At 68.5% G+C, this 25,747-nt stretch carries 21 protein-coding genes and 2 pseudogenes; 5 read left to right on the top strand and 18 right to left on the bottom strand.

What is annotated here, in order from left to right; all coding sequences use genetic code 11:
• Positions 1–97: 97 nt before the first annotated feature.
• Both ACFFBG_RS00185 and ACFFBG_RS00180 read right to left on the bottom strand, forming a co-directional pair.
• Positions 98–1,507: a DUF222 domain-containing protein gene (locus tag ACFFBG_RS00185; RefSeq protein WP_375474418.1), complete on the bottom strand. Its 1,410-nt coding sequence runs from the start codon at positions 1,505–1,507 to the stop codon at positions 98–100.
• 281 nt (positions 1,508–1,788) lie between these two features.
• Complete coding sequence (locus ACFFBG_RS00180) at positions 1,789–2,646, bottom strand: DMT family transporter (protein ID WP_375474416.1); 858 nt, start codon at positions 2,644–2,646, stop codon at positions 1,789–1,791.
• 126 nt (positions 2,647–2,772) lie between these two features.
• Between ACFFBG_RS00180 and ACFFBG_RS00175 the strand changes: the two genes are divergently transcribed.
• From ACFFBG_RS00175 to ACFFBG_RS00165, 3 genes are all read left to right on the top strand, one after another.
• Positions 2,773–3,672: a fructose bisphosphate aldolase gene (locus ACFFBG_RS00175; RefSeq protein WP_375474414.1), complete on the top strand. Its 900-nt coding sequence runs from the start codon at positions 2,773–2,775 to the stop codon at positions 3,670–3,672.
• 362 nt (positions 3,673–4,034) lie between these two features.
• Entirely contained in the window at positions 4,035–4,841 is an 807-nt protein-coding gene (locus ACFFBG_RS00170) for a hypothetical protein (protein ID WP_375474412.1), read from the top strand.
• Positions 4,842–5,005: 164 nt separating this feature from the next.
• A complete protein-coding gene (locus ACFFBG_RS00165) occupies positions 5,006–5,275 on the top strand; it encodes an ABC transporter permease (RefSeq protein ID WP_375474410.1) in 270 nt (89 codons plus the stop codon).
• A 165-nt stretch (positions 5,276–5,440) separates the two neighbouring features.
• Here the strand turns inward: ACFFBG_RS00165 and ACFFBG_RS00160 are convergent, their stop codons facing one another.
• The 11 genes and pseudogenes from ACFFBG_RS00160 to ACFFBG_RS00110 all read right to left on the bottom strand — a co-directional run bounded on the left by ACFFBG_RS00160 (position 5,441) and on the right by ACFFBG_RS00110 (position 12,929).
• A complete protein-coding gene (locus tag ACFFBG_RS00160; protein WP_375474408.1) occupies positions 5,441–6,244 on the bottom strand; it encodes an FAD:protein FMN transferase in 804 nt (267 codons plus the stop codon).
• Positions 6,244–6,732, bottom strand: a complete 489-nt coding sequence (locus ACFFBG_RS00155) for an FMN-binding protein (RefSeq protein ID WP_375474406.1) — start codon at positions 6,730–6,732, stop codon at positions 6,244–6,246. Before ACFFBG_RS00155 ends, ACFFBG_RS00160 begins: the two co-directional genes overlap by 1 nt.
• 31 nt (positions 6,733–6,763) lie before the next feature.
• Complete coding sequence (locus ACFFBG_RS00150) at positions 6,764–8,203, bottom strand: ferric reductase-like transmembrane domain-containing protein (RefSeq protein WP_375474404.1); 1,440 nt, start codon at positions 8,201–8,203, stop codon at positions 6,764–6,766.
• A gap of 31 nt (positions 8,204–8,234) precedes the next feature.
• On the bottom strand, positions 8,235–9,788 hold the full coding sequence (locus tag ACFFBG_RS00145) for a sensor histidine kinase (protein WP_375474402.1): 1,554 nt from the start codon (positions 9,786–9,788) through the stop codon (positions 8,235–8,237).
• Positions 9,785–10,537, bottom strand: coding sequence for a response regulator transcription factor (locus ACFFBG_RS00140; protein ID WP_375474400.1), 753 nt, complete (start codon positions 10,535–10,537; stop codon positions 9,785–9,787). The genes ACFFBG_RS00145 and ACFFBG_RS00140 overlap by 4 nt, the downstream gene beginning before the upstream one ends.
• A gap of 66 nt (positions 10,538–10,603) precedes the next feature.
• A pseudogene (locus tag ACFFBG_RS00135) lies at positions 10,604–10,914 on the bottom strand (alpha/beta fold hydrolase); the annotation flags it as partial.
• A gap of 21 nt (positions 10,915–10,935) precedes the next feature.
• A pseudogene (locus ACFFBG_RS00130) lies at positions 10,936–11,031 on the bottom strand (alpha/beta hydrolase); the annotation flags it as partial.
• A gap of 147 nt (positions 11,032–11,178) precedes the next feature.
• The gene (locus tag ACFFBG_RS00125; RefSeq protein ID WP_375474398.1) at positions 11,179–11,580 is read right to left on the bottom strand and encodes a type II toxin-antitoxin system VapC family toxin; all 402 of its coding nucleotides are present in this window, start codon (positions 11,578–11,580) and stop codon (positions 11,179–11,181) included.
• On the bottom strand, positions 11,577–11,807 hold the full coding sequence (locus ACFFBG_RS00120) for a hypothetical protein (protein WP_375474396.1): 231 nt from the start codon (positions 11,805–11,807) through the stop codon (positions 11,577–11,579). The genes ACFFBG_RS00125 and ACFFBG_RS00120 overlap by 4 nt, the downstream gene beginning before the upstream one ends.
• A gap of 205 nt (positions 11,808–12,012) precedes the next feature.
• A complete protein-coding gene (locus ACFFBG_RS00115; protein ID WP_375474394.1) occupies positions 12,013–12,303 on the bottom strand; it encodes a DUF1330 domain-containing protein in 291 nt (96 codons plus the stop codon).
• Between the two features lie 401 nt (positions 12,304–12,704).
• On the bottom strand, positions 12,705–12,929 hold the full coding sequence (locus tag ACFFBG_RS00110) for a helix-turn-helix transcriptional regulator (RefSeq protein ID WP_375474392.1): 225 nt from the start codon (positions 12,927–12,929) through the stop codon (positions 12,705–12,707).
• Between the two features lie 767 nt (positions 12,930–13,696).
• Here ACFFBG_RS00110 and ACFFBG_RS00105 point away from each other — a divergent pair.
• Together ACFFBG_RS00105 and ACFFBG_RS00100 are read left to right on the top strand one after the other, a co-directional pair.
• A complete protein-coding gene (locus tag ACFFBG_RS00105) occupies positions 13,697–16,393 on the top strand; it encodes a fibronectin type III domain-containing protein (protein ID WP_375474390.1) in 2,697 nt (898 codons plus the stop codon).
• Between the two features lie 32 nt (positions 16,394–16,425).
• Positions 16,426–20,724: an FtsK/SpoIIIE domain-containing protein gene (locus ACFFBG_RS00100; protein ID WP_375474388.1), complete on the top strand. Its 4,299-nt coding sequence runs from the start codon at positions 16,426–16,428 to the stop codon at positions 20,722–20,724.
• A 28-nt stretch (positions 20,725–20,752) separates the two neighbouring features.
• Here the strand turns inward: ACFFBG_RS00100 and ACFFBG_RS00095 are convergent, their stop codons facing one another.
• The 5 genes from ACFFBG_RS00095 to ACFFBG_RS00075 form a co-directional block, all read right to left on the bottom strand.
• A complete protein-coding gene (locus ACFFBG_RS00095; RefSeq protein WP_375474386.1) occupies positions 20,753–21,265 on the bottom strand; it encodes a hypothetical protein in 513 nt (170 codons plus the stop codon).
• A complete protein-coding gene (locus ACFFBG_RS00090) occupies positions 21,262–22,671 on the bottom strand; it encodes a hypothetical protein (RefSeq protein WP_375474384.1) in 1,410 nt (469 codons plus the stop codon). Before ACFFBG_RS00090 ends, ACFFBG_RS00095 begins: the two co-directional genes overlap by 4 nt.
• A gap of 67 nt (positions 22,672–22,738) precedes the next feature.
• Positions 22,739–23,029: a hypothetical protein gene (locus ACFFBG_RS00085; protein ID WP_375474382.1), complete on the bottom strand. Its 291-nt coding sequence runs from the start codon at positions 23,027–23,029 to the stop codon at positions 22,739–22,741.
• Positions 23,030–23,057: 28 nt separating this feature from the next.
• Complete coding sequence (locus ACFFBG_RS00080) at positions 23,058–23,351, bottom strand: WXG100 family type VII secretion target (RefSeq protein WP_375474380.1); 294 nt, start codon at positions 23,349–23,351, stop codon at positions 23,058–23,060.
• A 95-nt stretch (positions 23,352–23,446) separates the two neighbouring features.
• Positions 23,447–25,723 (bottom strand): transglutaminase family protein, encoded by a 2,277-nt coding sequence (locus ACFFBG_RS00075; RefSeq protein ID WP_375474378.1) that lies wholly within the window; start codon positions 25,721–25,723, stop codon positions 23,447–23,449.
• Positions 25,724–25,747 lie beyond the last annotated feature (24 nt).

Raw genomic sequence — 25,747 nt, 5'->3', positions numbered from 1 at the left:
ACTGCCGTCGCCCGTCACCCTCCCACAACCGCGCCACGTGGCTCAAGCTGGCGCGGGAGAGCCGGCGCCAACCCGGCGCGGCGCGGCGCGGCGCGGCTCAGGCTGCTTGGCCGGCGGCGACTTCGCCGTCGCCGTCGCCGTCGGTGTGGCGCACATTGTGGCTATCGACCTCGGTGGGTCTTCGCTGGTTGGCCGTGCCGGGTGGGTCTGGTGGGTGGCTTTGGTATTGGTGGCCGGTGGGGGTGGTGATGGTGACTTGGTCGCCGGCGCCGGCGGGGCTGGTGCGTGCGGTCCAGCCGGGGGCTTGTTTGGCGTAGTTGCAGGCGGCGCAGGCGCCTTGGCCGTTGTGGATGCTGGTCGGTCCGCCGTGTTCGGCGGGGTGGATGTGGTCGGTGTGCCTGATCGGCGCGTCGCACCAGGGGGTGCGGCAGTTGCCGTGGTCGCGGAGCCGCACGAACAGTTGCTGGGCTGTGGTGAACAGCCGTCGCCGGGATTCCATCGCGATCAGTTGGCCGCTGTCGGGCGCGGTGTAGAGGCGGCGGATCCAGCGGGGGGCGCCCTCCGGGTCGAGGGCGAGGTCGCGGGCGATCGGGGCGGGGATCGGTCCGTGGCCGATCAGCACGCCCGGCTCGTCCGCCCCGGCCGCCGGGCCGCGCCCGGCGGAGTCGGTGCGCGGGCGTTCGCCTGGGTGTTCGCCGTCGCCGAAGAGGGTTTGGTCGGTGATGATGAGGTTGATCTCGACGGGCACGGTGTCGGCGGTGGTTTGGCCGGTGACGCGTTCGACGAGGGTGTCGGCCATGACCTGTCCGCGGGTGCGGGGATCGCCTTGGCCGATGAGGGTGTCGGCGGCGCGGGTCAGCGAGGCGTAGGCGGCGACCCCTTGTTTGACGGGCAGCAGCGTGGTCAACCGGGTCATCGTGTCCGGGGCGGGGCGCAGGGTGACCCGCCGCTCGTCCGCGACCGTGCGCAGCCGGTCCACGTAGCCGTGTGGGTCGAGCCGGTAGGCGAGCTTCTTCGCCTCGGCCTCGACCCGCCGGTCGCCCAGCCGGGGCAGGTCGGGGGCGAGCTGGGCGTCGAGTTGGGCGCGGTGCTCGCGGGACAGCCAGCCGGTCTCCCGCGCGATGATCATCGCCCGCCACTCGGTGGTCTGCCCGGCCTGCAGCGCGGCGAAGGTGGCGGGCAGCTCGGCGGTGAGGATCCGCGCCCAGCCGAGCTCGCGCTGCGCGCGGTACGGCGAGACCCGCCGCGCCAACGCCACCTGCGCGGCGACCCCCCGCGACGCCCGGGCGGCGGGCACCCCGTCCGCCAGTTGGGCGGCGCGTTGGGAGTCCGCGAACGCCGAGCTCTCCCGGGCCTGCGCCGCGGCGGCCGCCGCCTTCAGCTGCTCCAACAGGCGGATCCGGTCGATCCGCACCCCGTCCTGGACGCGCTGATCCAGATCCGCGAGCCTCGAGACCAGCCCGGACAGCAGCGTCACCCCCGCGTCCCCATCCACGTTCTCGAACATGTGTACGATAATATCCCGAGCTTGGCGGGCCCGTCAACCGTTCCCGCAAGCCGCTCGACCTGCCCGCAGACTCCCAGCCACGTCCGACAGTTCCGTCGACATGCCGCGCGTGGCCCGGGCACCAAAACCGACGTACTCGGGCCGTCAACCCGCGTTACGGTCCCTCGAACGCAGCCCGCTGTCCTACGGACGCCTCGGTTCTCGCCGCGGCGTACGCCCACCTGACGACTACCTGAATGCTGACCGCCGCCGAGCGCGATCGAAAACGCCCAACGCCCGGCTCAGGAGGTCGGCGCGCCGGCCTGCGCCCGTGCGAGCGCGACAGTGGCAGCCGTTGCGAGCGCCGCCGAGAGCAGCACCGCCGAGAGCCGAAGCCCACCCGATTGCACATGCTCGTGCAGCAGCGTCAGGCCCAGCACGGCGGCGACGAGCGGCTCCAGGACGGTCATGATCGGCAACGAGGTGCGCAGCGCGCCGGCCTGGAACGCGAGCTGCTGAAGGTAGATGCCTGCCACGCCGACCACGATCAGCCCGTAGGTCTCGCCGGCGCCGACTAGTTGCCCGAGGCCGCCGGCGCCGGCGTCGACGACGCTCTTGGTCAGCACCGCGAGCACGCCGCCGAGCAGTCCGACGGCGATGGCGAGCATGGCGGCGCGCACCGCGCCATGCCGCGCTCGGGCGAGGATCAGGCAGCCGGCCACGATCGGGACCCCGATAGCCGCGACGATCAGCCAGCCTTGGTAGCCGCCGTGGCTCACGCCCTTGCTGGTGTTGCCCAGCACCTCGAACACCGACAGCGACGCGGTCAGCAGCAGCCCGGACAGCACGACGTTCGCGGGCACCCGCTCGTGGCTAAGGCGGGCGCTCAGCGGCAGCGCGAACAGCAGTGCGGTCACCAGGATCGGCTGCACGACAACCACCGACCCGACGCCAAGGGCGGCGCCCTGCAGCACGTAGCCGACGGCGTTGCCGCCGGTCGCGGCGAGCCACTTCGGATCCCGCAGCAGCTGGAGGAAAAACCGGCCGTCCCGGGCGTCCTGATCCGACGTCCGGGCGGCAGCACGCTGCTGTCCCACGCTCGCGACGGCGAAGGCAAGGGCGGACGCCACCGCGAGCAGGACGGCGATGCCGGTGCGCATGGTTGATCACTGTCCTCGCTCGGTCGGCGCTATCGGCTGCGCCCTCACTCGAGGGCCGGCTGGGCCGGCTGGGCCGGCTCAGCCGAGCTGCGAGTCATCCGCGCTGGATGAGGGCACGATGACGTCATGAACACGACGCAGCTGGCGAAGATCCGCGCTGGCCGGGGATTCTTCGCGGCCCTCGACCAGAGCGGCGGCAGCACCCCGAAGGCGTTGGCCGAATACGGCGTCGCCGAGGACCGCTACAGCACGGACGAGGAGATGTTCGACCTCGTCCACGCGATGCGCGCTCGGGTCGTCACCGACCCGTCCTTCGACGGATCGCGAGTGCTCGCCGCGATCTTGTTCGAGCAGACGATGGATCGCGACGTGCACGGCGTGCCGACCGGGCAATTCCTCTGGGAGGACAGGCAGGTCGTGCCGATCCTCAAGGTCGACAAGGGTCTGGCCGAGGAGAAGCACGGCGTGCAGCTGATGAAGCCGATCGACGCGCTGGACGATCTGCTCGAACGGGCGAATCGGCACCGGATCTTCGGCACGAAGATGCGATCGGTGATCAAGGACGCCGACGCGCAGGGCGTGGCGGCCATCGTCGACCAGCAGTTCGAGTACGGCGCGCACATCTCCGCCGCCGGCCTGGTCCCCATTCTCGAACCGGAAGTCAGCATCGACAGCCCACACAAGGTCGAGGCCGAGCGCCTGTTGCACGACGCGCTGGTCACGTCGGTCGGCGCGCTCAGCGAGGACGCGGTGATCATGCTGAAGCTGACGATCCCGACGCAGCCAGATCTCTATGCCGACCTCAAGGCCGATCCGCGCGTGCTGCAGGTGCTCGCGCTGTCCGGCGGGTACGACCGAGACGAGGCCTGCGCGAAGCTGGGCAAGGACGCCAGCATGATCGCGAGCTTCTCCCGGGCGCTGCTCGAGGGCCTGCGCGACGACCAGAGCGACGAGCAGTTCAGCGCTCAGCTGGCGGCTTCGATCGAGCAGATCTACGCCGCGTCGGTCGACAAACAACCCGGGTGACCACCGCGAGCCACAAGCTCACCGGCACATTGGCGAACATCGTGGAGATGGCCCCGCGGTCCGCAGCCGGCGGGCTGTGTCCGAGGCATGCGGTCATGTCTCACCGCTCGCCGCGATACGCATGGGCATCCGCCCGGAGGCAGGCATGATTTCCGAGCCGTGCCGCTCGGGCACGCGGCAGCAGGCGGACCGACGTACCACTCGGCGGGCCGTAGGCGATGACCAGCTCCGGGGGGAGGTGGTGGTCGAGCGGCGGAGCTGATCGCGTGCTGAGCCCCTGCCATCGCGGAAACCACTTACTACAAACGACATAGTAGGTTCTGCGGGATCGTCGCTCCGATCAGAAGGGCCGAGCCCGCCACATGCCGACACTCCGACATCTCCCATCGACGCCGCTCGCCGCAAAGGTTCCTGCGGTCACCGTGCTGTTCTGGGTGATCAAGTTGCTCACGACCGGGATGGGCGAGGCCGCGTCGGACTGGCTCGGCGGGGTGAACCTGGCCCTCGCTGGCGTTGTCGGCGCCGGCGGCCTGGGCCTTGCTCTAGCGATCCAGTTGCGTACCCGCAGGTATGTTGCCGCCGCCTATTGGCTCGCGGTCGCCATGGTCGCGGTTTTCGGCACCATGCTCGCCGACGCGCTGCACGTCGGCGTGGGCGTGCCCTACGTGGTCTCGACGCTGTTCTGGGGATGCGTGGTCACCGTCCTGTTCTGGCGCTGGCGACGCAGCGAGGGCACGTTGTCGATCCACTCGATCACGACCACGCGCCGGGAACTGTTCTACTGGTCGACGGTGCTCGCGACCTTTGCCCTGGGCACCGCAGCCGGAGATTTCACCGCCACCGAACTCGGCCTCGGCTTCGGCGCGTCCGCGGTCCTGTTCGGCGTGGTGATGCTCCTCCCGGCGCTCGGCTGGACTCGCTTCGAAATGAACAGCGTGCTCGCGTTCTGGCTCGCCTATGTCCTCACGCGCCCCCTGGGCGCGTCGATCGCGGATTGGCTCGGCAAGCCGCACTCGCTCGGCTCCGGGCTCGGCTTCGGCGACGGCGTGGTCACCGCCGTGGCGTCTGCGCTGATCATTGTGCTCGTCGCCGCCGTCTCGGCGACCCGGTCAGACGTCCAGCGGCCGGCCGACGATCTCCGCGCGCCCGACGCGACCGTTCGATGCTGACCAAGTTAGGCCGGCTGGCCCGATCCGTAATACTACAACCTAAGCAGTATCAATTGCGTGCCGGTCGCCGCATGGACGCGCCCGGGCGTCGGCCTCGCGCTGCTCGTCGGCGTGGCCGTCACGACGTTGGCCATTGCCCAGATCCCACAGTGGCGGATGGTCGTATGGGCCAGCGCGAGGCCGCGGTCCAGTTGACGATGGTCGCCGCAGCTCTGCGTGGCGTGTTCGCCGCGCCCGCAGCGGCCGCGGCCGTGCTCGCGGACCTGGTCGCGGTATCCGGGATCGTTATCGGCGAGACCATGACTGCGGCGATCCTGACCGGTCGACGGCTGGCCGAAGGCCTTGCGCGTCGACGAGACGAGATCGAGGCGTGGCTCGCGTTGGGCGCGACTTCGCGGCAGGCAGTGCGCGACATAGCCCGGCGCGGCGTTTGAGGCGCTCGTCCCTGCCTTGGACCAGACCCGCACGGTCGGACTGGTGACGTTGCCCGGCGCCTTCGTCGGCGCGCTCGTCGGCGGGGCGAGCGCGGCGGGCGCGGCCCGCCCACCGGCTCGCTCCCGAAACACCTGCCCAACCCGGGCTCGTGAGCCCGACGGATGTCATGGGGAAACTGCGCGGGCCGGGAAGTCGATCACGACGCCGTCGGCGGTGATCAGCGTGCACAGCAACCCCTGCCGGCCGCGCAGCCAAGCCTGCGCACGTTCAGCGCCCATTGCGGCGGCTGCGGTGGCGCAGACATCGGCGGTGACGAGGTCGCGTGCGGCCACGGTGACGGAGGCGAGTTCGACGGCCGGCCGCCCGGTGTGCGGGTCGAGGATGTGCGCGCCGCGTTCGGCGAGTCCCGAGGTGGCGACGGCGATCGGGCCGGCGGCGCTCACCGTCCGCACGATGGTGTCCCGATGGTGCGGGTCGGCGACGCCGATTCGCCAAGGGCGGTCCGGCGCCGGACGGCCGACGCAGACGACGTCGCCGCCGCCGTTGACGCAGTGGTTGGCCGAGCCTGCGGCGGTGAGCATGTCGGAGGCTGTCTGGATGGCCCAGCCCTTCACGTAGCCGGACGGGTCCAGTTGGTATCCGTCGGCGCGGGCGTCGAAGTAGCCGTCGGTGTCGGCGCGGTGCTGCTCGCAGGCGGCGAGGACGTGGCGCACCACGTCGTCGGCGTCGGCCTCGCACAACTGCCCGGCGTTGATGCGGCTGATCTGGCTTTCTGGGCGGTAGGTGGAGAAGAGCGCGTCCATGTCGTGCAGCCAGGACAGCACGGGCTGCAGGTCGTGGCGGGTAACGCCTGGGGCGGCGAGGTGGAATGAGAACGCCGTGCCCATGCATTGCTCGACGTGCCGCAGCGGGCCGGGGGCCGATCGAGGCGCCGTCACATGGATGTCGGCAGGCGAGCTTGGCGACATCAGATGCCGGCCTTGTCGAGGGCGGACTGCAGGGACTGGCGGTAGCCGTCGCTGGTGTAGCTGGCGCCGGAAATCGTGTCGACGTTCGCGGACTGCGCGCTGAGCGTCTCTTGCAGCAGCTGCGGCGCGGCGTCGGAGTTGATCTGCGCCGAACGGCCGTCATCGGCGGTGAGCTGGGCGAAGCTGACGTTGGTGATCTTCTTGGCCCGCACGGTGACCTTGACCTGGATGACGCCGTACCGGGTGGTGATCGCGGAGCCGAGGTAGGCCTTGGCCGCGTTCGCGGTGCTCCCAGTGCTCCCGGTGGTCGCTTCGCTGGACGGGGACGAAGCGCCGTTCGTCGTGGTGCTTGTGCTGCTGCTCTGGCCGCCGAGGCCAGCGGCGGGCAGCGCGCCGGTGATGGCGGTCGGCTGCGTCTCGGTCTTGAACGACAGCAGGGCGATCAGCCCGGCGATGGTGCCGGTGATCGAGAGGACGAGGCGTTTCATCACATGGCTTTCGTTATGGCCGACCTGGTGGTCAGAAGGTGAAGGACTCGAAGTGGATGGCGGCGCGGGACACTCCCGCTTTGCGCAGGTCGCGGGCGAGCCGGCCGATGAGCTCGTCCGGACCGCAGAGATACACCTCGTGCTCGGCGAGGTCCGGGACGAGCCGCAGGAGCTGCGCGGGCGTCAGGTGGCCGCTGCCCTCGTGCCGCGACCCCAGCAGGTAGTGGACCCGGGCGCCGCGGGCGGCGGCGACGTGCTCGATCTCCTCGCGGAGCACGAGGTTGCCGCTGTGCCGGGCGCGGTAGAGCAGCGTGATGCCGCCCGGCGCGGCGGGGATGGTCTCGAGTAGCGCGCGGATCGGCGTGATGCCGATTCCAACGCCGATGAGCAGCACCTTGCCGCTGCGCCGGCCCGCAAGGGACCGCTGGGCGGCGTCGCCGGTGAACGCGCCGTAGGGGCCTTCGGCGAGCACTCGGGCGCCGGGCCGAAGCCGCGCCAGCGCGTCGCTGTGGGCGCCTGCGTTCTTGACGGTGATCCGCATCTGGTCGCCACGCGGCGCCGCGGACAGCGAGTAGGGGTTGGCCGCGGGCCAGAGATCCCGGGTGAGGAAGCGCCACCGAAAGAACTGGCCCGGCTGCGCGCCGAGGCGGGCGAGATTGCGTCCCGCGACGACCACTGACAGCACGTCCGGCCCGTGTGGGACGACGGCGACCACGCGCAGTGTGTGTCGGGCGAGGTTGACCAGCGGCGTGACGGCGCGGTACCAGACGAGCAGGCCGCCGACGACGAGGTAGAACCCGGCCCAGAGCACCTGGACGCGGGTGTCGGTGAAGTCGGCCCCGGTGGCGAACTGGTGGCTGAACGCGAGGCCGATCGCCAGGTAGGTGTACAGGTGCACCAGGTGCCAGGTCTCGTACCGCAGGCGTTTGCGGGCGGCGCGCGCCGAACTGATGCCGACAAGCAGAAACAGCCCTAGCGCCACGGTGGCCATGAGCACGTCGGGATAGCTGAGCACGACGGCGCCGGTCTCTGCGATCACGCTGGTGCGCGCCGTGACCGCGTATCCCCAGATGATCAGCAGGGTGTGGGCGACGGCGAGGCTGACGGCGTAGCGACCGGCGGCGGCGTGCCAGCGGGCGAGCCGGTCGGAGCCGACGCCGCGGTCGAGCGCCGGCACCCGGGCCATCAGGGCGAGGACGACGAGGATCGTGTAGCCGGCGGCCAGGCCGGTGATGCGCCCGGCGTTGGTCAGCCAGTCGCCCAGGCCGTTCACGAAGGTGGTGTCCTGCCACCACAGGCCGAGCACGGCGAGGCCGCCGGTCGCGATGACCGCCAGGGCTGTGTTCGGCGAGATCCGCGCGCCGGGGCGGGTCGGCGTCGGCGCGTCCTGCGGACGCAGGGCACGCGGGGCACGCGGTTGGCTGACGGTCGCGGACATCGGCGGACGAATCTCCTCGGGTGCGATGGACATCAGCGTCGCAACGCAACCTCTCGGGTTTCTCTCACCGTCCTGTGGAGCGCTCATGGAAATCCGCGGCGTCGTTCTCCGCCCCTGCCGCGTCGGGACTGTCGCTCACGGGCAGCGTCACGCGGAGAGTCGTGCCGGCCGGCGTCGAGTCGAGCGTGATCCTGCCGTTGTGCGCCGCGACGATTGCGGACACGATCGGCAGCCCCAACCCGCTGCTGCCGCGGCTGAGGCCGCGGGCGTGGTCGCCGCGGACGAAGCGGTCGAACGCCCGAGCGGCCAGCTCCTCGCTCATTCCCGGCCCGTCGTCGGCGACGGCGAGGAGCACGCGCCGAGCTGTTTCTGCGGCGCTGTCCAGGCCATCCAGCTCGACGGTCACGGTCACGGTCGTGCCCGGCGGCGTGTGCGCTGCGGCGTTAGCCAGCAGGTTGGCAACCGCCTGCCCAAGCGCGTGGGCGTCGCCGTCGACCCACACCGAGTGCGGCGGCAGGCGCAGACGCCACCGGTGTTCGGCGGCTGTGGGCCGCACGTCGTCCACAGCGTCCAGAACGACTCGGACGATGTCGACGTCGCCGTGGGCGAGCGGGCGGCCGGAGTCGAGGCGGGCGAGCAGCAGCAGGTCTTCGACCAGTCGGCCCATGCGGCCGGCCTGCGCGGTGATTCTCTCCAGGGAGTGCACGACCTCGTCCGGAAGGATCGATCCGGCGCCGTCGGCAGCCGCGCCGGCGCGCTGCGCCAGCTCGGCATGGCTGCGCACGACCGCGACCGGCGTGCGCAGCTCGTGGCTGGCGTCAGCGATGAACCGGCGCAACTGATCCTCGCTCGCGGCGCGCGTGCGCAGGGCCGCCTCGACCTGCTCGAGCATCGTGTTGAAAGCCCGGCTCAGCGTGTCGACCTCGCTGCCGTGGGTCCCGGTCGAAACCCGATGGGGCAGGGAGACCCCGCCGGAGCCCAAGGGCAGGGCCGAGACCTCGCTTGCGGTGTCCGCCACGCGCGCGAGCGGCCGCAGCATCAAGCGCACGAGTCCCGTGGCGGCGAGCGCCACGAGGAGCAGTGTCCCGGCGAACACCGCGATCTCGATGAGGACGAGCTTGTCGATGGTGTTCTCGACCGGCTCGGCCGGCAGCCCGGTCACCTGAAGATCGTTGTCATGACCTCGAGCGACGATGACGCGGTATGTGCCCAGGCCCGGCAGGTCTATCGAGCGCGGGGTCATGTCCGCGGTGAGCGTCCGTAGCCGAGCCTTTGCCGACTCTGGCACCTGGTCGGAGGTGTCGTGATCGCCGACGATGGCCGCCTCGGTGACCGTGCCGTCGAGCAGTCGGGCGCCGAGCGTGCCAGCAAGCTGCCCCTCGACGCCGCCGTAGCGGCTCGGACCGTTGTCGGCGTCGTGGTCGTCGTGCTCCAGGCTCACCGAGAACCGGTCGCCCGCCGCCTGCAACTGCGAGTCGAGACGGTCGATGAGCACATGCCGCACCACCAAGACCGTGATCAGCGCGGCAGCGGCGAACCCGATCGTCAGGAGAACACCGAGCAACGCGACCAGACGCCCGCGCAGCGTGCGCGGCGCGCGAGGCCGACCCAGCTTCACGGCCCGGGCTCCCCCGGCGACGCCGCCGACAGCGCCGGTTTGAGGATGTAGCCGATGCCGCGAACGGTGTGGATCATCGGTTCGCGGCCGCGATCGATCTTGCGCCGTAGATAGGAGATATAAAGCTCCACCACATGCGCGTCACCGCCGAAGTCATAGCTCCACACCCGGTCGAGGATCTGTGCCTTCGACAACGCGCGGCGCGGGTTGCGCATGAGGAACCGCAGCAGTTCGAACTCCGTCACCGTCAGGTCGACCGGTTCACCGGCCCGGGTGACCTCCCGCGCGTCCTCGTCCATCGCCAGATCGCCGACCACCAGACCTGGCTCGGGGGCATCGGCCGCGAGCCCGGCGCGCCGGACCAAACCGCGCAGCCGAGCCAGCAGCTCCTCCATCGCGAACGGCTTCGTGACGTAGTCGTCGCCGCCGGCGGTGATCCCGGCGATCCGGTCCTCCAGCGCGTCGCGGGCGGTCAAGAACAGCACACACACCTTCGGATTCGCCTGCCGCAAGTGCCGCAGCACGTCCAGTCCGCTCATGTCCGGCAGCATCACGTCGAGCACGACGAGGTCCGGCGGTCGAGACCGCGCCGCGGAGATCGCGCTGATGCCGTCCCGGGCCGTGCGGGTCGACCAGCCTTCCAACGTGAGCACGCGCGTCAGGACGTCGGCGAGGTCCGGCTCGTCCTCGACCACCAGGGCGGCCAACCCGGCCGGGGGTGCGACTGACGACCCGCTCGCAAAGCTCACCGACCCAGGATGACGTGAGCCGCCCGAGATCCGCTTCCTTTCCTTGCTCTGCGTTTCCTCTGGGGTGTGTCCGACAACGGCGAATTCTCGTGTCCCAGCTTCGTCATCAGAGCCGCGACGTCTGCGGCCATCGCACGCTTGGACGACTGCGCATGATCGGGTTGATCAGGTGGCAGCGTCGAGCGGCCGTAGCCGCGCAGGACGGGTGCGACGACGGTGTGCGACCTCGCGAGCAATGGCGCGACGGCGTGCCAAGTCGTGTGCGTGCGGGGATGTCCATGCAGCAACACGACTGCGGGTCCACCGCCACCCCACCTGACGCAGAGTGTGGCCGGTGCGCTCTCAATCTCGTCGAGCGTGAAGTCGGCGAACGTGATCGGACGCTAGCAGCGCTTACTGGTCTGCATCAGGAATGGCGAGACGGCGGCAGCGAACACGACGCTGCGCAGCCGGTCGGCGCCGTCATCGCTGAAGTAGCGGGCCACTTCCCCACCGTCGTCCTGCGAGAGTTCGTGGCTGACGGTCTGCGAAGGCTTTGCCTGGCTGCGGTGTGCTCTCGATCCATGGCGATGTCTTGCCCGGCGGCGCCGAGTCGGCGGCCGCTGTCGTCTCAGAGCCGCAGGGTCTTGGCGCCTCGGACGTCAGATGATCAGGTCGAAGGTGCAGCGGGTTCCGCTAGCGGCGGCCAGCTTGGCATCGCAGGTGATGACCGGGGACGACAGCTGCTCGGCGAGCGCGACGTAGGCGGCGTCGTAGGCGGTCACGTTGGCGCGGAGCTCCCACATACGCTCGAGATGCGGCGCCAGCGGCATGCGGCGCACAGGGAATCCGGCGAGGTGGCGCAGCGCGGCCGGCACTGTTGGCTCGACGGCCGGCTTCACCCGGGCAAGGCCGCGCAAAGCGGAGATGACCTCGGCGTCCAGATGCTCCGGCGCGTACAGCGCGTCGCCGGCGGCAAGCCGATGCACGACGTCACCGCGGCGCCGGTCGTCAGAGAGATAGAACGCCACCAGAACGGAGGCGTCGACGACCGCGAGGCTCACGACGCTTCGCGCACCTCGCGTACAGCCGCGGCGGCGTCCTCGAGGGACACCGCGCTGGCAGCCGCAGGCCGATACGCGTCCAGATAGTCGTCCAATCGAGCGACTTGAGCCGCTTCGGTCAACCGGTCGACGACGTAGGCGTTGAGGGACTGCCGGTTCGTCGACGCCGCAGCGGAGAGCGCGGCGTAAACGTCATCCGGCACGTCCCGCAGGTTCATCCGCTTCATGGTGCCAGTATGGCACCAATCCCGCGCGACCCGCCTGGCATCCTCGTCTCGCGGGCCGTGTCCAAGGACTGTCCACCGAGCCGCAAGAGCGTCGACTCGCGAAGCAGACGGTGACCCCGCCAGGCCGCGCGGGGTCGGTCGGGACTCGCGCGCCATACCCGGCGCCGTGGCTACCTCGCAGGCGCTGCCGGCCAGACCGGTGCGCTCAGCTGAGCCCGGGCACGATGCGCAGGTCCCTCCTCGCGCCGCCGTCCAACGCGGCGAGAGCTTCGCCGTAGGCCGCGCTGTCGTGCGCGTTCCTCGCCACGTCGACGGAGTCGAACGCGATGATGACTGTGCGGGTCTGCTCGCCCGCTTCGTAGGTCTGCTCGGGCAGGCCGCGGGCGAGGAAGGTGCCGCCGGCGGCCTCGAGGGCAGGACCCGCCAACCTGGCGTACGCCGCGAGCTTGGCCTCGTCGACGATCTCCTTGTACACACTGATCCAGTAGGCAGTCACGCGTTCATCCTGCCCGTGGCGCCGCCGTCGGCGGAAGCCGCACGCGACCGCCGTTCGAGTTGCGGTCAGCCCTGTTGCGCCTCGGGGCCGGAGGTTGTGCCGTCAAACGTGCTCGACGAGCCAAAACGCGGACATGCGATGGAGCGGGCGACGGTGGAGCGGGCGACGGGAATCGAACCCGCACAATCAGTTTGGAAGAGTGCCCCAGAGCGTTTTCTATTCTCGTGAAACGACGACGGAAACTGCTTGCAAGCCGCGGATTTACTGGCCTTCACGATGTTGAAGACCGTTGATCGACTCCTGCCGTTTTCTGACGTTTCTGAAATTTCTGCGGACCAAACGCGGACCGGCAAAGATCATGTTCGATACTGACGTCGTCTTAGACGAATGCTCGCTCGCGGCTACATCTCGTTGCGGCCGTCGTGGTGGCTGTTGATCCAAGAGGTGAGGTCGTCGTAGCGGTAGAGAACGCGTCGGCCGAGGCGAAAGCTGCGGGGTCCGGTCCCGAGGTGTCTCCAGTAGCGCAGGGTGGCGACAGGGGCGCGGACGATGGCCGCGGCCTCGTCGATGGTGAGCAGCTTCTGGTCTCGATCATCGTGTATCCGAGCAGCGTTGCGCTCCGCCATGGAGTCCCACTTTCCGTCTGGACGCGGCTGATCTGATCGTCGAGGCGGCGCAGCTGATGCCAGCCGAAGTTGGTGCCGTGCGACGAGCCGCGGTTGTGGTGGTGCCGCCTCTTGGAGCAGGCACCGAAGGTCGGGCGTCACTGTCATGCGTGAGCGACTGGCGGTGTTGACCGCCAGTCGGAATACGTCGGGCTACCCGGCAATCTCGGGAACGCGACAACACCCTCGCCGTCGCCGCCTAGGTGTTCAACCAGGTCGACGCTGGCGGCACGGTCGGCACGACGCAGGTAGTCGGGAACGACTGTTCGCTCCGGCCGAGATCAGCGACCGCGGGCCTTTCGACGTCCTCGCCCGCCTCCGTTCTGACTATCCCTACGCCGGTATCCGCCTCGTCGCCGGTTGACGTACGTGTCCGGTAAATCTCCACCCGATGGGTGTTAGGGAAGGAAAACGTGGACGCCGCTCGAGTCCGCAGGACCCGCGTCGTAGGCCCACAGACGGTCCCGCTAATGGGTAGGACGAGGCATCTTCGCCAGCGTAGATGGGTCGAACAGGAGCGTGTGATCACGCGAGTTCACACCGCCACCGCGTCCTGACGACTCGCAACCGCTGTCAACCACACCGGCAGCGGACCCGCTGGACCAGAAGATGGTTGAGGGCTCGCTTTCAAGAAAATGTGTCGCGAGGTGGTGGGGGCCGGAACCGCGGTTTACTCTCAACCGACCGCGGAGGGAAATCAATGCTGCATGGCCACGGGAGCCGCAACGGTGAAGAGCGCTGTTGCGGACGAAGCCGCGCGCATGGGTAGGTTCACGCGCAAGAGCTCGCGCCGATCCGATCCACTACGGCTGCTACTCGCACGCCCCTCCCGTCGCTACAAAGCGATCGGCGGCATCGTCATCCTGCTGGGCGCCGGACTCGGTCTGCTCGGCAAGGGCTCCGGCGGCACCTCGATCATCCTTCGCACCGGCCAGGCTTGGCTCGCCAATGCCGTCAACGGAACCGTCAGCCTGATCGACGGGTACTCCGGAGCCACCATTACCCAGGTGCGCGCGGCAAACCGTCCCGGGCAACTCAGCGTCGTCAACGGCCCGGATGGTGCTGTTGTCGTCGACGCGAACGGTCACGTCACCAAGGTTAGTAACGCCTCCTTCCGGGCGGGCCTGCCGAAGGTGCTGTTCTCGAACACCACCGCGGAGGTCGGTCAACACGCCATCTACGCGGTCGATGAACAAACCGGGCTCGTCCAGCAGCTCGATGCCAGCAGCCCTGCCCTGACCCCGGTCGGTCCGCAGATCAGGCTTGGCGGTTCGGTTTCCTCCGCGGTCGTCGACGATTCAGGACGCCTCTGGGCGGCACTACCGGCGCGCGGCACCATCGCGCGTGTGCACGACGGCGCACACCGCGATGTCGGGATTGGGGCACATCCGGGAGATCGGCTCGCAGTCACCCTTGCCGCGACGCACGTCGTGGCCGTCGACAGCACCACTCGCACGGTCCACCCCATCGACTACGGACACATAACCACGATCTCTCAACCGATCCCGGAAACGGCTCTCGTCGTCGGATCCGACACCGTCCCCGCGGTAAGCCTCGTGTCCGGTACCAGCGTCATCGGTGTTCCGGTGGACGGCACGCCGACCGTGACCCCGCTACCCACCGGAATCACACCCCTGTCGCCCGTGATGACCGGCGTTACCGTGGATCTGCTCGATCAGGACAGCGGACGCCTGCTCGTGGTGAACACCGAGCTGCGAACCATTCGTCAGGTCGGGACCTTGCGGGCGGGCCGGGCGAACCAGCTCGTGCTCAAGGACGGGCTGGTTTTCGTCAACGACACCGGCGGGGCGAGCGCCATGGTGCTGGAGCCAAGCGGTCGACTCGTGCCGGTCCAGAAGTTCACCGCTAGGTCCACGCGTAAGGCGCTACGAACAGCGCCAGGAAAGACCCCCCCGCGCAATCCGGTCCAGATTCAGACGGGAACCCCGACCGGCAGCCAGACGCAGCAACCTACCGGAGGCGCTGGTGGGGGCGGCGGCTCCGGGTCATCTTCGCCGCGCCAACCATCGAAGCCAGGGTCGTCCCAACCACCCGCTGCGCCGGGGGCGCCGCCACTGGGCGACGTTACACCAGCCGATCAGAAGGTCATCGTCAATTGGCAGGCTGCCAGCCCCAATGGATCCCCGGTGATCGACTACTCCGTGCAGTGGTCGCAGAACGGCGCACCGGTCGGCCAGGCGACGATCGCCGCGCACAAGCGCGCGAGCTACACCAAGGCGATCACCAATCTGAACAACGGGACGCCCTACACGGTCAGCGTCTCGGCGCGCAACGGTGTCGGAATGGGCACGGCAGCCACACGCGAGAACGTCATACCGACGAACGTCGTGCCCTCGACACCCACCCTGGTGGACGCGAGCGCGCCGTCCGCGGGCCAGGTCCTCGTCAGCTGGACGGCGCCCAACAACGGTTACAACATTGGCAAATACGAGATCATCGCGACCACCAGCAGCGGGAGCAGCGTCACCATCGACGCCGACGAGACGGGCGCCGGACAACTGAGGCGCACGATCACGACGAGCGACGGCATCACAATCGGCGCCCCTGAGACCTACACCGTGACTGCCGTCGGCCTCAGCGGTGCCAAGAGTCCTCCATCCGATCCGGCGGGGCCGGTGACCGCCTACGGCGCCCCGAGCGCCCCGACGGTCGGCCCGCCCCAGAGCAGCTCCGACGGCAGCAGCGCCACGGTGAACGCGCAGTGTGACACGACCTGCGAACAGGGCGAGGCGATCGATCGGTTCCAGTGGAGCGTCACTCGTGCGAGCGACGGCACGACCGTCGCTCAGGGGAGTGCAACGCCCGACTCTTCCGGCAGCGCCGTGCTGACTCTCGCACCGCTCAGCCGGTATTCCCAGTACGCCGTTACGGTCACCGCGCACAACGGTGCGGGTACCGGCACACAACAGAGCACATCGTTCGCCACCGGCGGCGTCCCGCAACCTGTTAACGCCTATGACAACTACGCCCTCAATCCTAGGACTGGTCACGCGATGTGCCGGGGAAACCCCAACAACTCACTGTCGGACCCCGGGGGCACGGCGACGCAGACCTTCACCGTGCCGAGCGGAGTGGCGACGCTGAACACCGTCACGACGCAGGTCGACACCGCGCCGGTGTCGACGACAGCAACGCTGCGCATCGGGGGCGTGAATGAGCAGGACACCGAGCCGGCGACTGGTGACGTGACATTCCATTTCGCTCCGATCGATGTCAGCGCTGGCGAGCAAGGGTCCGTCACGTTCAGCTTCAGCGCGACCGCAGGTAAGATCATCACGCTCTACACGATCCCAGGCTCGCTCGGAACATTCACCGCGTCGAACAGCTGTCCGGACGGGGCGCCGAACTACTCCAGCAGCACCGACCAACTGCGCGCGACAATCAGCGGGTACGACCACCAATGATCGCCGTGACGAGTAGACCGACGGGGTAGTCCTTGCAGCTGCGCATCACGCTGGAGGACGGCGCGAATGCACCAGTGGACTGCGTGCTGGACGCACCGGATGACCTTTCGGTCGCGGATCTCACTGGTCGGGTCATCGACAGCCGTTCCCCCACACTCCTCACTCACCGTCGCGCGGGGGAACGGATCGACGGCGCCACGGTATTGGACCCGGACGCGAGCCTCGCGGCGTGCGGACTCACCGACGGCGCAATCGTCGGGACCACGGACCGCGGGCTCGCCCCAGCGGGCGACAGCCACACCGCACCTCGAATCGGATGGTTGGAGATCATCCTCGGTGCCGACACCGGGCGGCGGTTCGAGATCAGCGCCGACCGGGTGGCGATCGGTCGGGCGCCGGACAACGACATCGTCCTGGCTCACGGTGACGTCTCGCGATACCACGCCACAGTCACTCGTCATCGAGGCGCGATCACGCTCGCCGATACGAGCACCAATGGCGTTCTGGTCGACAACGTATTGGTCGAGAACTCATCGATCATTCATGACGGCAGCACAATCGTCATCGGTGGGTACACGCTGCGGTTCCGCGCCGAGTTCGGCGACCGGCCAGGCTCCCGTCCGGCCACCCTGACCCCGGACGGCAAAGGCGGACTCATCCTCGACCGCACGCCGTCGCTACGAACCTCGCACCCGCCGGTCACCGTCGACTTCCCCCGTGCTTCCGCCGCGCCGGCGACCCGCAAGTTCCCCTGGATCATGGCCGTCGTCCCGCTGGTCTTCGCCGGCGTCATCTTCGCCGTCACGCGACAACCCACCTTCCTGCTGTTCGGCCTGCTCAGCCCAGTCACGATCGGCGCCAACATGTGGTCCACCCGTCGCACCGAACGTCAACAGAACAGAGAGAAGTCGACGTCGCACCGCTCTGCCGTCGCCGCCGCTGAGACGCAGCTCACGACTGCGATCGAGTTGGACCTCCGTCGCCGCGAGGAGTGTGCTCCGACAACCGGACTCGTGCGAATGATCGCCGGGCAGCGACTCGAACGCCTTTGGGAGCGATCACCACAGGACGAGGACTTCCTTCAAGTACGTCTCGGAACGGGGCGTGTCGCGGCCACCGTACAAATAGCCGGCGACCACGCTCATTCCACTGGCCCGGTTCACGAGAAGGCACCCTTAGTCACAAGCCTCCGCAATGTCGCCGTGACAACGATCAGCGGCAGTGAGGCCGGGCGTGATGCACTCCTTCGGTCGGTGGGACTCCAGTTGGCCGCGCTGCACACGCCCGAGGACGTCCGTCTCGTCGGACTGTCGCCTCAGCCGCGGTCCGAGGTGTGGGAGTGGTTCCGCTGGTTGCCGCACAGCTGGCTACGCGAGCAGCGGGCCGTCGACCTAGCGCGCACCGACGATCAGATTCACAACACCATCGCACGTCTGCGCGCCTTGATCGACGACTCCCGCAGTGGTAATCGAGCCACCGCCGCATTATCGTCCGGAACGTTCACGGTCGTTCTCATCGATGACACCGATCAACGAATCACCCAGCGGCGTGACGTCGCTGATCTCCTCGACTATTGCGACGGAAGCACTGTCAGCGCGGTGGTGATCGCGCGTGACCAGTATTCGCTGCCCGAGCAGACCCGCATCCATCTCGATGTGGGACCGGGCATCCTGACGATGATCAACCGTGCGACCAGGGAGGAGGTGCGAGGAGTCCCGGAAGGCTGCACGGCCGAGGACGCCGTGGTCGCGGCGCGCAGCCTCACCCCGTTACGGCGGCCAGTGACCGGGCGGGGCGCCGTGAGTCAACTGCCCCGCACCGTGAGCCTGTATGAGGTGTTCGGGCAGCGGCCCGACAGCGACTGGATCGCGACCCGATGGGCCGAGGCCGAACCGAGACCCGCGATGTTCGGGATGAGTGACGAAGGGCCGCTCGGACTGGACTTCGCCGACCAGACTGCTCACGCATTGATCGGTGGCACCGTTGGCGCCGGCAAGAGCGACCTCCTGCAGAGCTGGATCCTCGCGGCGGCGTGCAATCGCTCTCCCGACGATCTGAACTTCCTGTTCGTCGAGTTCAAGGGACTGTCCGCATTCCGCACGGTCCGTGAGCTCCCGCACTGTGTCGCGACCCTGACGAATCTCACCCTCGAGATGACGACCCGCGCGCTCGACGCACTGCGGATCGAGGCGCAGACCCGGCAGCGCCTGTTCGAAGGCGCCGGCGCGATAGACCTGCGCTCCTACCGGGAGCTGCGCCAGCGCCAGCCCGACCTCGAGCCGATACCACGGCTTGTCATCGCGCTCGACGAGTTCGCCGAGCTCAAGGACGCGCTGCCCGACTTCATCCCGCGCATCGTGTCGATGGCGCGCGCCGGCCGGTCTCTCGGCATTCACCTCGTCCTGGCCACCCAACAGGTAGGCCGGGCCGTCACGGCCGACATCAGCAGCAATGCCGCCATCAGGGTCAGTCTGCGTGCGGGAAGCGTCGAGGATTCGATCGCGGTGATCGAGAACAGGGACGCTGCGCGTATTCCGATGGACGCCCCGGGGAGGGCCCTCGTGAGGGTAGGTGATCGCCCTCCCGTGCTGATCCAGTCCGGCTGGTCGCGCGCTCCGCTCGATCACCAGCGACTGGGTGGCATCACGTTGAATGGCTGGTGTTGGTCGGCGGGGGACGCCGCCGCACCCTCGCGATTCGCCTCATCGGCACCCGGCCCCACTGCGGACCCGTCCGCGCCGGCCGTCGCGATCGGCACCGAGGCGAACGACCTCGTTTCCACGATCCGTGCCACCTCGGACATGCTCGGGTACCGCAAGCGGCCGGCACCGTTCACCGACCTGCTTCCCGGGTTGGTCCCGCTGGCGAGCATCAGCCCCGGTCACGCATGTCACCCCTCGACTCCGGACGTCGCGGATGGGCCCGGTCCGGTTGTCGGGCAACGTGATGACCTCACGACCCGGACCCACCCGCCTTACCGCCTGCCGCTGGTCGCCGGCAACGTTGCGATCATCGGTGCGGGCGGCAGCGGCCGCACGACGGCTTTGCGGACCGCCGCGCTGTCCTGGGCTCAGGAGCTCGGCGCTGACCGATTGCACATCCATGCGATCGACGGCGCCCGAGGTCTGCAGGTGCTCACTGCATTGCCGCACACGGGAACCGTCGTCGGCACGACCGACTCCCGCGCGGTGCGGCTGCTCGGCCGCCTGGTCAGTGAGATCGATCGGCGGGTTCGCGTGCTCGACGGGTACGGGAACCTGTCCGAGTACAACCTCCATTTCTCGGAGGCACCCCCGCTTCCGCGGATCGTCTTGATCATCGATCATTTCGAGGAACTCGTACCAGCCGAGAGCTCGCCGCTGACAGCGCCCCTGGAACGGATCCTGCGGACTGGCAGCGCGTCCGGTGTCACCGTGCTCGCCGCGGGCGATGATGTCATGGCACGCCCGAAGTGGCTGGCGCGATTCCCGCACCGCTTGGTACTGCGCGACGACGCTGGCCTGACCCCGGCGCAGTACGGGCTGAGCCATCGCGTGACCCTGACGGGGCTCTCGGCCGGCCGTGGCTTCGAGAGTGCGCACGGAAGCCAGGTGCAGGTCGCCGTGATCGGCGGCACAGCCGAGGCACCCGCTCAAAACGACGCGCTGCGCGAACTCGCCTCCCAACTCGACTCGTATGATCGGTCAGGTCACGCGGGTCCGCTGCGCATCCAGGATCTGCCTGAGGAGGTTTCGAGCGACGCGCTCGCGCCCCCCGCCCGCGGGATCATGGTCTTGGGCCTCGGCGACGATGAAGCGCGACCGGTCGAACTTGGTCTGGAGCAGTTCCCGGTACTGATCACCGGTCCTGGTCTGAGCGGCCGGACCACCGCTCTGCTGCGTATCGGCGAGGCTCTCAACGACGGCCGGCGCCGGCTCACCGTGCTCGCCGGGGCCGGCACGCCATTCGCGGCGCTCACCGGGGCGACCGTCATCGACCCGTCGGCGGCCGAGGCAACGGACTGGACGGAACTGCTGGACGACCCCGACGATGTCGTCTTGGTCGAGGATCTGCACGGTTCAGATCTACCGGACGCCCTCGTGCATCGACTCGAATCGGGTCCGCCCCGATGCCTGTTTGCGGCAACCCACCTGGCTGGGCGATTCCCGTCCGCCGCGATCAAGGCGCTAGCCCGCGCCGGGACGCTGCTCTACTTGCGGCCGGACGACGCGGTACAGGTTCGCAACTTCGAGCTGGGGATCAACCCGGCCTTCTGCGTGGGCGGACCGCGAGGCCGCGCGATCATCGTTCAAGACGGTCGGACGCTCCCCATCCAGCTCGCGAATCGCTAGCAAGGCCGGCCGACCGCACCGTCACCTGCTAGGAAGGCGGTGCCCAGACCCACCGCGCGGTAGACGCGATGAGATCAAAAATGGTCTCCATCTCATCAATTAAGGTCAGGTTCGGAGTCGCGAACATGATGACGACACTCTGGTCACCTTGAGGAGCCGGCACGACATAGGTCATGCGCCTGATGCCAAGCGGAGGCGAATCCGGCCAATTGACCTCGGTCGTCTGCCGTGACACCTCGGGGACGATCTGGCCATTCTCGCCGATCGTCAAATTGCTGGCTTGACGAACATGAAAGATGACGAGGGAGGCGGAGACGGCAAGGACGTCCTCGTCGTCCATCGGGCTGTCGATCATCGCTGCGGCGAGGACGACCTGGCCGCGAGGTTCGCGCGCCGCAAGGGATGACGGTTCGAACCCGAGGGATCGGAGCGCTGATGCGGACTCGGGCGAATCGAAGTTGATCGGTTCCCACGGACCGACGAGGTCGATTTCGAACTCGACGCGCTCGTCCATCGTGCGACTGTCGCCGAAGTCGATCACGGCAGCGGCACCGGTCGGGGCAGGTGAATTCGGACGGTCCGTATCGATGGCAGTGTGTCAACGGGCATCGACTCGAGACTGGACTCGACGGCGCGCCCAGCGGGTGTCCTGCCTGCCGCGTCCCAGACCACGTTCGCGTAATGAACCGCGCGCCGTGTTTCATCGAATCGGTCGTAACCGTCCTGCACCGACTTGGCGACCAGGAGAGAGCGATTCATGATCGAATTACCGACGAGTCGAGGCGCCACCTCCACGCCACGAATGAGTCCCGTCGCCTCCCGCGCATCGTCATACCAGCGCGCCCGTTTCAGATTCCCGAGGATTGAGTTGAATTCGTCGGGCTTGAGCAGGTCCTGTCCCGTCCGTTCGACGAACCCGGCAGCGTTTCGCACCCTAATGCCCCGCTCAACATTTCGGGCTAGTGCAGCGCCGAATGGGATCGAACCGATAAGTCCCTCGATCGTCGCGGCTTTGTGGTTGCCACTGCAGAGCTCGATCGTATAACCGATCGCCATCGGGACATTCATGGCTTGGGCAGCACCGTTGATCACGACGTTCCACACGGGGATCCAGCTGGTGGCCAACGCCACGTCGTTGACCCAGCCGGCAGTCGTCGTCCAAGCGTCCACGAACGACTCGCGGAGGACCTGGGTCTTCTGGTACCCGCTCATGACGTCGTCAACGCCCCTGACCAACCAGTTGTGCGTCGGGACGATACCGACGAGACCGAGGATCTCGATGCGGGTCTGATTCGCACTTCGATTTACCTCGTCACGGATCTGGTCGATCGCCGCCCGCGCCGCGTGTTCCCGGCCTTGTGCGTCGTCCACACATCTTTGCGCATCCGCCAGCTCGTTCTCCGCGGTGGAACGTGCCCGGTGCTCGGCCATCAGAGCGTTTGCCGTCTCGTGGATCTGCCAATCGATGTGCGCTGTCGGATGTCCGAGCGCGGATGTTGTCGCGCGTTGTGCCTCGAGCACCTTCAGCGCGGCGTTCAGTTCCACGATCTGTGCGTCGGCGCTCCACTGACTCGATGTCGCCGGTCCCACCCGTGCCTGTGCGGCCGCAAGATCATTCGCCGCCGACGAGTACGCCGCAAGCTGGGCCTGTGCCTGCACACGCCAAGCCTCCGCTTCACTGGCGTAGCGAGCCAACGAGGTCGCCGCGTCACGATGGGCGCACCAAAACGCGATCAGCGGCGGAAAGTTCTTCTCGATGACGCTGCTCACTCCAGCCGCGCCGGCCCCCGTCCAGCGAATCTCACCCATACCGGAATGGAGCGCGCGGAGTTGTTGCTCGAGCTCGCGGCCGTGATCGGCGACCGCCTGCAACTGATTAACGTATCCCTGCAGCGCTCCGAGGTCGCCCGGGACCGGGTCGCCGCCGACGTCGTCCCACGAGCTCATTGCCGCTCCATCGTCCGGGGTTCGATCAGCGGTCCTGCGGGCTGCGCGTCAGCACCTGCCCGCGCGGTCACGAGGTGGACCCGTCTGCCGCCCCGGTAACCAAACCCTCGGCCTTCAGGTAGGTGGCGAGTGCGTCATGTACGACCTTGCGCACATTCATCAGGCTCTCGATCAGGCTTGATTCTTGCGTCGACCAGTGCAGGTGGAACAGGTCGAGCGCGTGCGCAAGGTCGCCGTGTCCGGTCTCGGCGGTGTTCGGTGGGGATCCGGTCAGAAGGTCACCCAAGTCGCGACAGATCGCAGCGATCTGGTCTCCGAATTGGTGAAGCGCGTCAGTGTCGACGCCGAAGCCGGCCATCCCGACGGTTCTGGACTCGCGAGGGCGATCAGGAACTCTGAGCAGCAGTGGCGATCGTGCCGTCCGCGTCCTCGTAGGTCCTCGCGGCCTGGGACAGGAATGTGGCGATGCCCTGCATGCCCTCGTGGGTCATCTGGGCGCCCCGGTTCCACTCGTCGTACAGCTGCTGGAAGGCCGTTGCACCGGACCCCTGCCACCGTGAGGCGAGATCGTTGATCTGCCCGAGCAGCTGGGTCAAAATCTCGTTTACCTGGTTCGCGCCGTTGGACACGGCGGTAGAATTCTCGTCAAGTTCTTCTGGGGTCACGCGAATGTAGGACATGCCTTTCCTCCCGATGGGTCGTTCAAGCCGTGCAGATCTCGCAAGATCCTAGCAACGGGAACTGCACGCGGCGATGGAGAGAGCTCTGTTTCTTGTCAATTCCAACGCAGGGCGAGGCGAATTTGTTGACGGATCGGCAACGTCCTGATTGCACCTCGCCGAACGTGCTTGCCGAGGCTGATCGCACGCGATGCCGGGTCATAGGTGCCCGCACGATCGTCCGACGTTGACCGGTAGAGCGCCGCCTCGGCCAGCCGGGAAAGTTCCGTCACGGCCGCCGCGAGTTGCCGTCCACGATCCTGACGTGTCGGTCGCCCCGAGCCTTGGACTGGCTCGCCCCAGAACCTCATGGCGGCGATGGATGTGAACGTGGCGTCATCGGTGAGCAGCGTCCCGAGACGTAGCGGCTCCAGTGACGTCGACCATGCCTGCAGCACGCGCGCACCCGGCTGCCCGGCCGCGAGTCTGCGTCGCCGGCGCATCACTCGCACAACCGACGGTGCCAGCAGCGCCATCATCAAGACCACAACGCCGATCAGTGCCCACAGCCACGCGGGGAGCGCGCCCCCCGCCGAGCGTCGAGATGGTGGCGTCGGTGTCGGGCCATGCGAGGTGGCCGTCGAATTACGGCCCTCCGCAACCGCCCCCCGGACGTGCGAGAGCGCGGGCTGCTTCTCCGCCGGTCGGCTGTAGGCCCCGTGACCGGACGGCGTCGGGAAGAAGTCGACCCAGCCCGCGCCAGTGAACTCCACTTGTACCCACGCGCGCGCATCAGCGTTGGTTACGATCGTCGCGCCGCCTGGTCCTCGAGCTCCGGGCCCGTAGCCCACGGCTAGCCGAGCAGGCAACCCGAGCATGCGCACGGCAAGGGCGAATGCCGACGCAAATTGCTCACTTGTGCCTCGTCGCGCCGAGAGGAACTGGTCGAGGCGCGCGCACCCGCTTCCTGGTACGGCGCTTGCATCGAAGACGAACGGGGTGGCGCGGAAAGCGCTCTCCAACCGCACAACCTGCTCGTCGGGCAGTCCACCCGCCGTTCGCGCCTGTTGCACCAGGCGCGCGATGGCCGGCGGAGTGCACGAGGGCACGGCGGTCAGCTCGGGCGACACCCCGGTCGGCACTGTGGCGCGCGCCAACTGCGCCGACGTCGGCGACTCCACGATCGTGTCCACGGAGGCTGAATTGACCGGCAGCGGCGCCACCAGCGAGCCCGCAGACGGGTCGTACCGCAGTCCCGCGGTATTGGAGGCGACGACCGTCCCGTTGTGCGGTATCAGGGTCTGGGGCGACACCAGGGTCAGCACGTCGCGGTAACGCGCCCCAGCGGGCAGCCGGGGGGGTACCGCCGTTGGCAGGTCGCGCGCCTGGATTGGAGTCTGCCACTGCGAGCCGTCATAGTCGGCGTAGGTCAGGAGCAGCCAGCCGGCGCCCGCGTCGCTCGATCCTCCGCGCGCGACGAACGCCGCTTGCCCAGGTGCACGCAGCCGCGAGGACAACAACGCGAGCGGACTTGCCTCCAACGGGTGACGATCCGCCGGCACGGCCACGTCACGCGGGTCGCGGGCGACACCGTGCGGCAGGCCTACGATCACGGCCGCCGACGCCGCGAGAAGGACCGCGGCAGCCGACAACGCCGAGACGCGTCGGGCGGCCGATCCGGTCGGCCGGTTCCGCCCCGGTGCGCGGTCGCGATCCGGGACGGGCTGCGACCCTTGACCGGCCGACGGGACCCGGGCGAGGAGGGCCAGGCACGCCGCGGCGGCGAGCGGACAGCCAAGCACGGTCGCACCCCACTGGCCGCCAATGCCGAGACACACGGCCCCGGCCCAGACCAGGACAGCGACCCCGATCGCCTGTCCCGCCCGCCGTCGCGCTGTCAGTGAACACACCGCGGCGGTCGCCAACGACAACACGATCGCGACCCCGTCGGCGTAGGGATGTGACAGTGGTACCGGCAGCGCAACGCTCAGCACCCGGTGCCAGGTACCGGTAAGCGCGTCGCGAAGACGCCTCGTCAGCGCGCCGGACGCGGCACTACCGGCGGGAACGAGGATGAGACTCGCGACGACGCCCAGGAGGACGGCGAGCAGCCGAAATGCCGCGACGACTCGCAGCCCTCGCGCGGCCGCGACCTCCCGTGCCAGGCTGAGGACGGTCGACGGCACCACCGCAAGGAGGACCAGCCGAATCCCCTGACTGGTGCCGTAGACATTGAGCAGTGGGACGCCGGCTGCTGCCATGAGCCCGACCCCGGTCGCCAGCCTCGCGATCACCGAACTCGCTGTGCTCATCTCCGCGTCGCGGCGCACCGAAGCATGCCGGCCACCGACTGCGCCCGCCGCACGCGCCTGTTCGGCGTATCCGGCGGCCACCGAGTCGGCCTGTTGGACCGGTCC

This window comes from uncultured Jatrophihabitans sp., assembly GCF_964251945.1.
Taxonomy (GTDB): domain Bacteria; phylum Actinomycetota; class Actinomycetes; order Mycobacteriales; family Jatrophihabitantaceae; genus Jatrophihabitans.
This window is presented reverse-complemented; position numbering and strand designations above follow the sequence as displayed.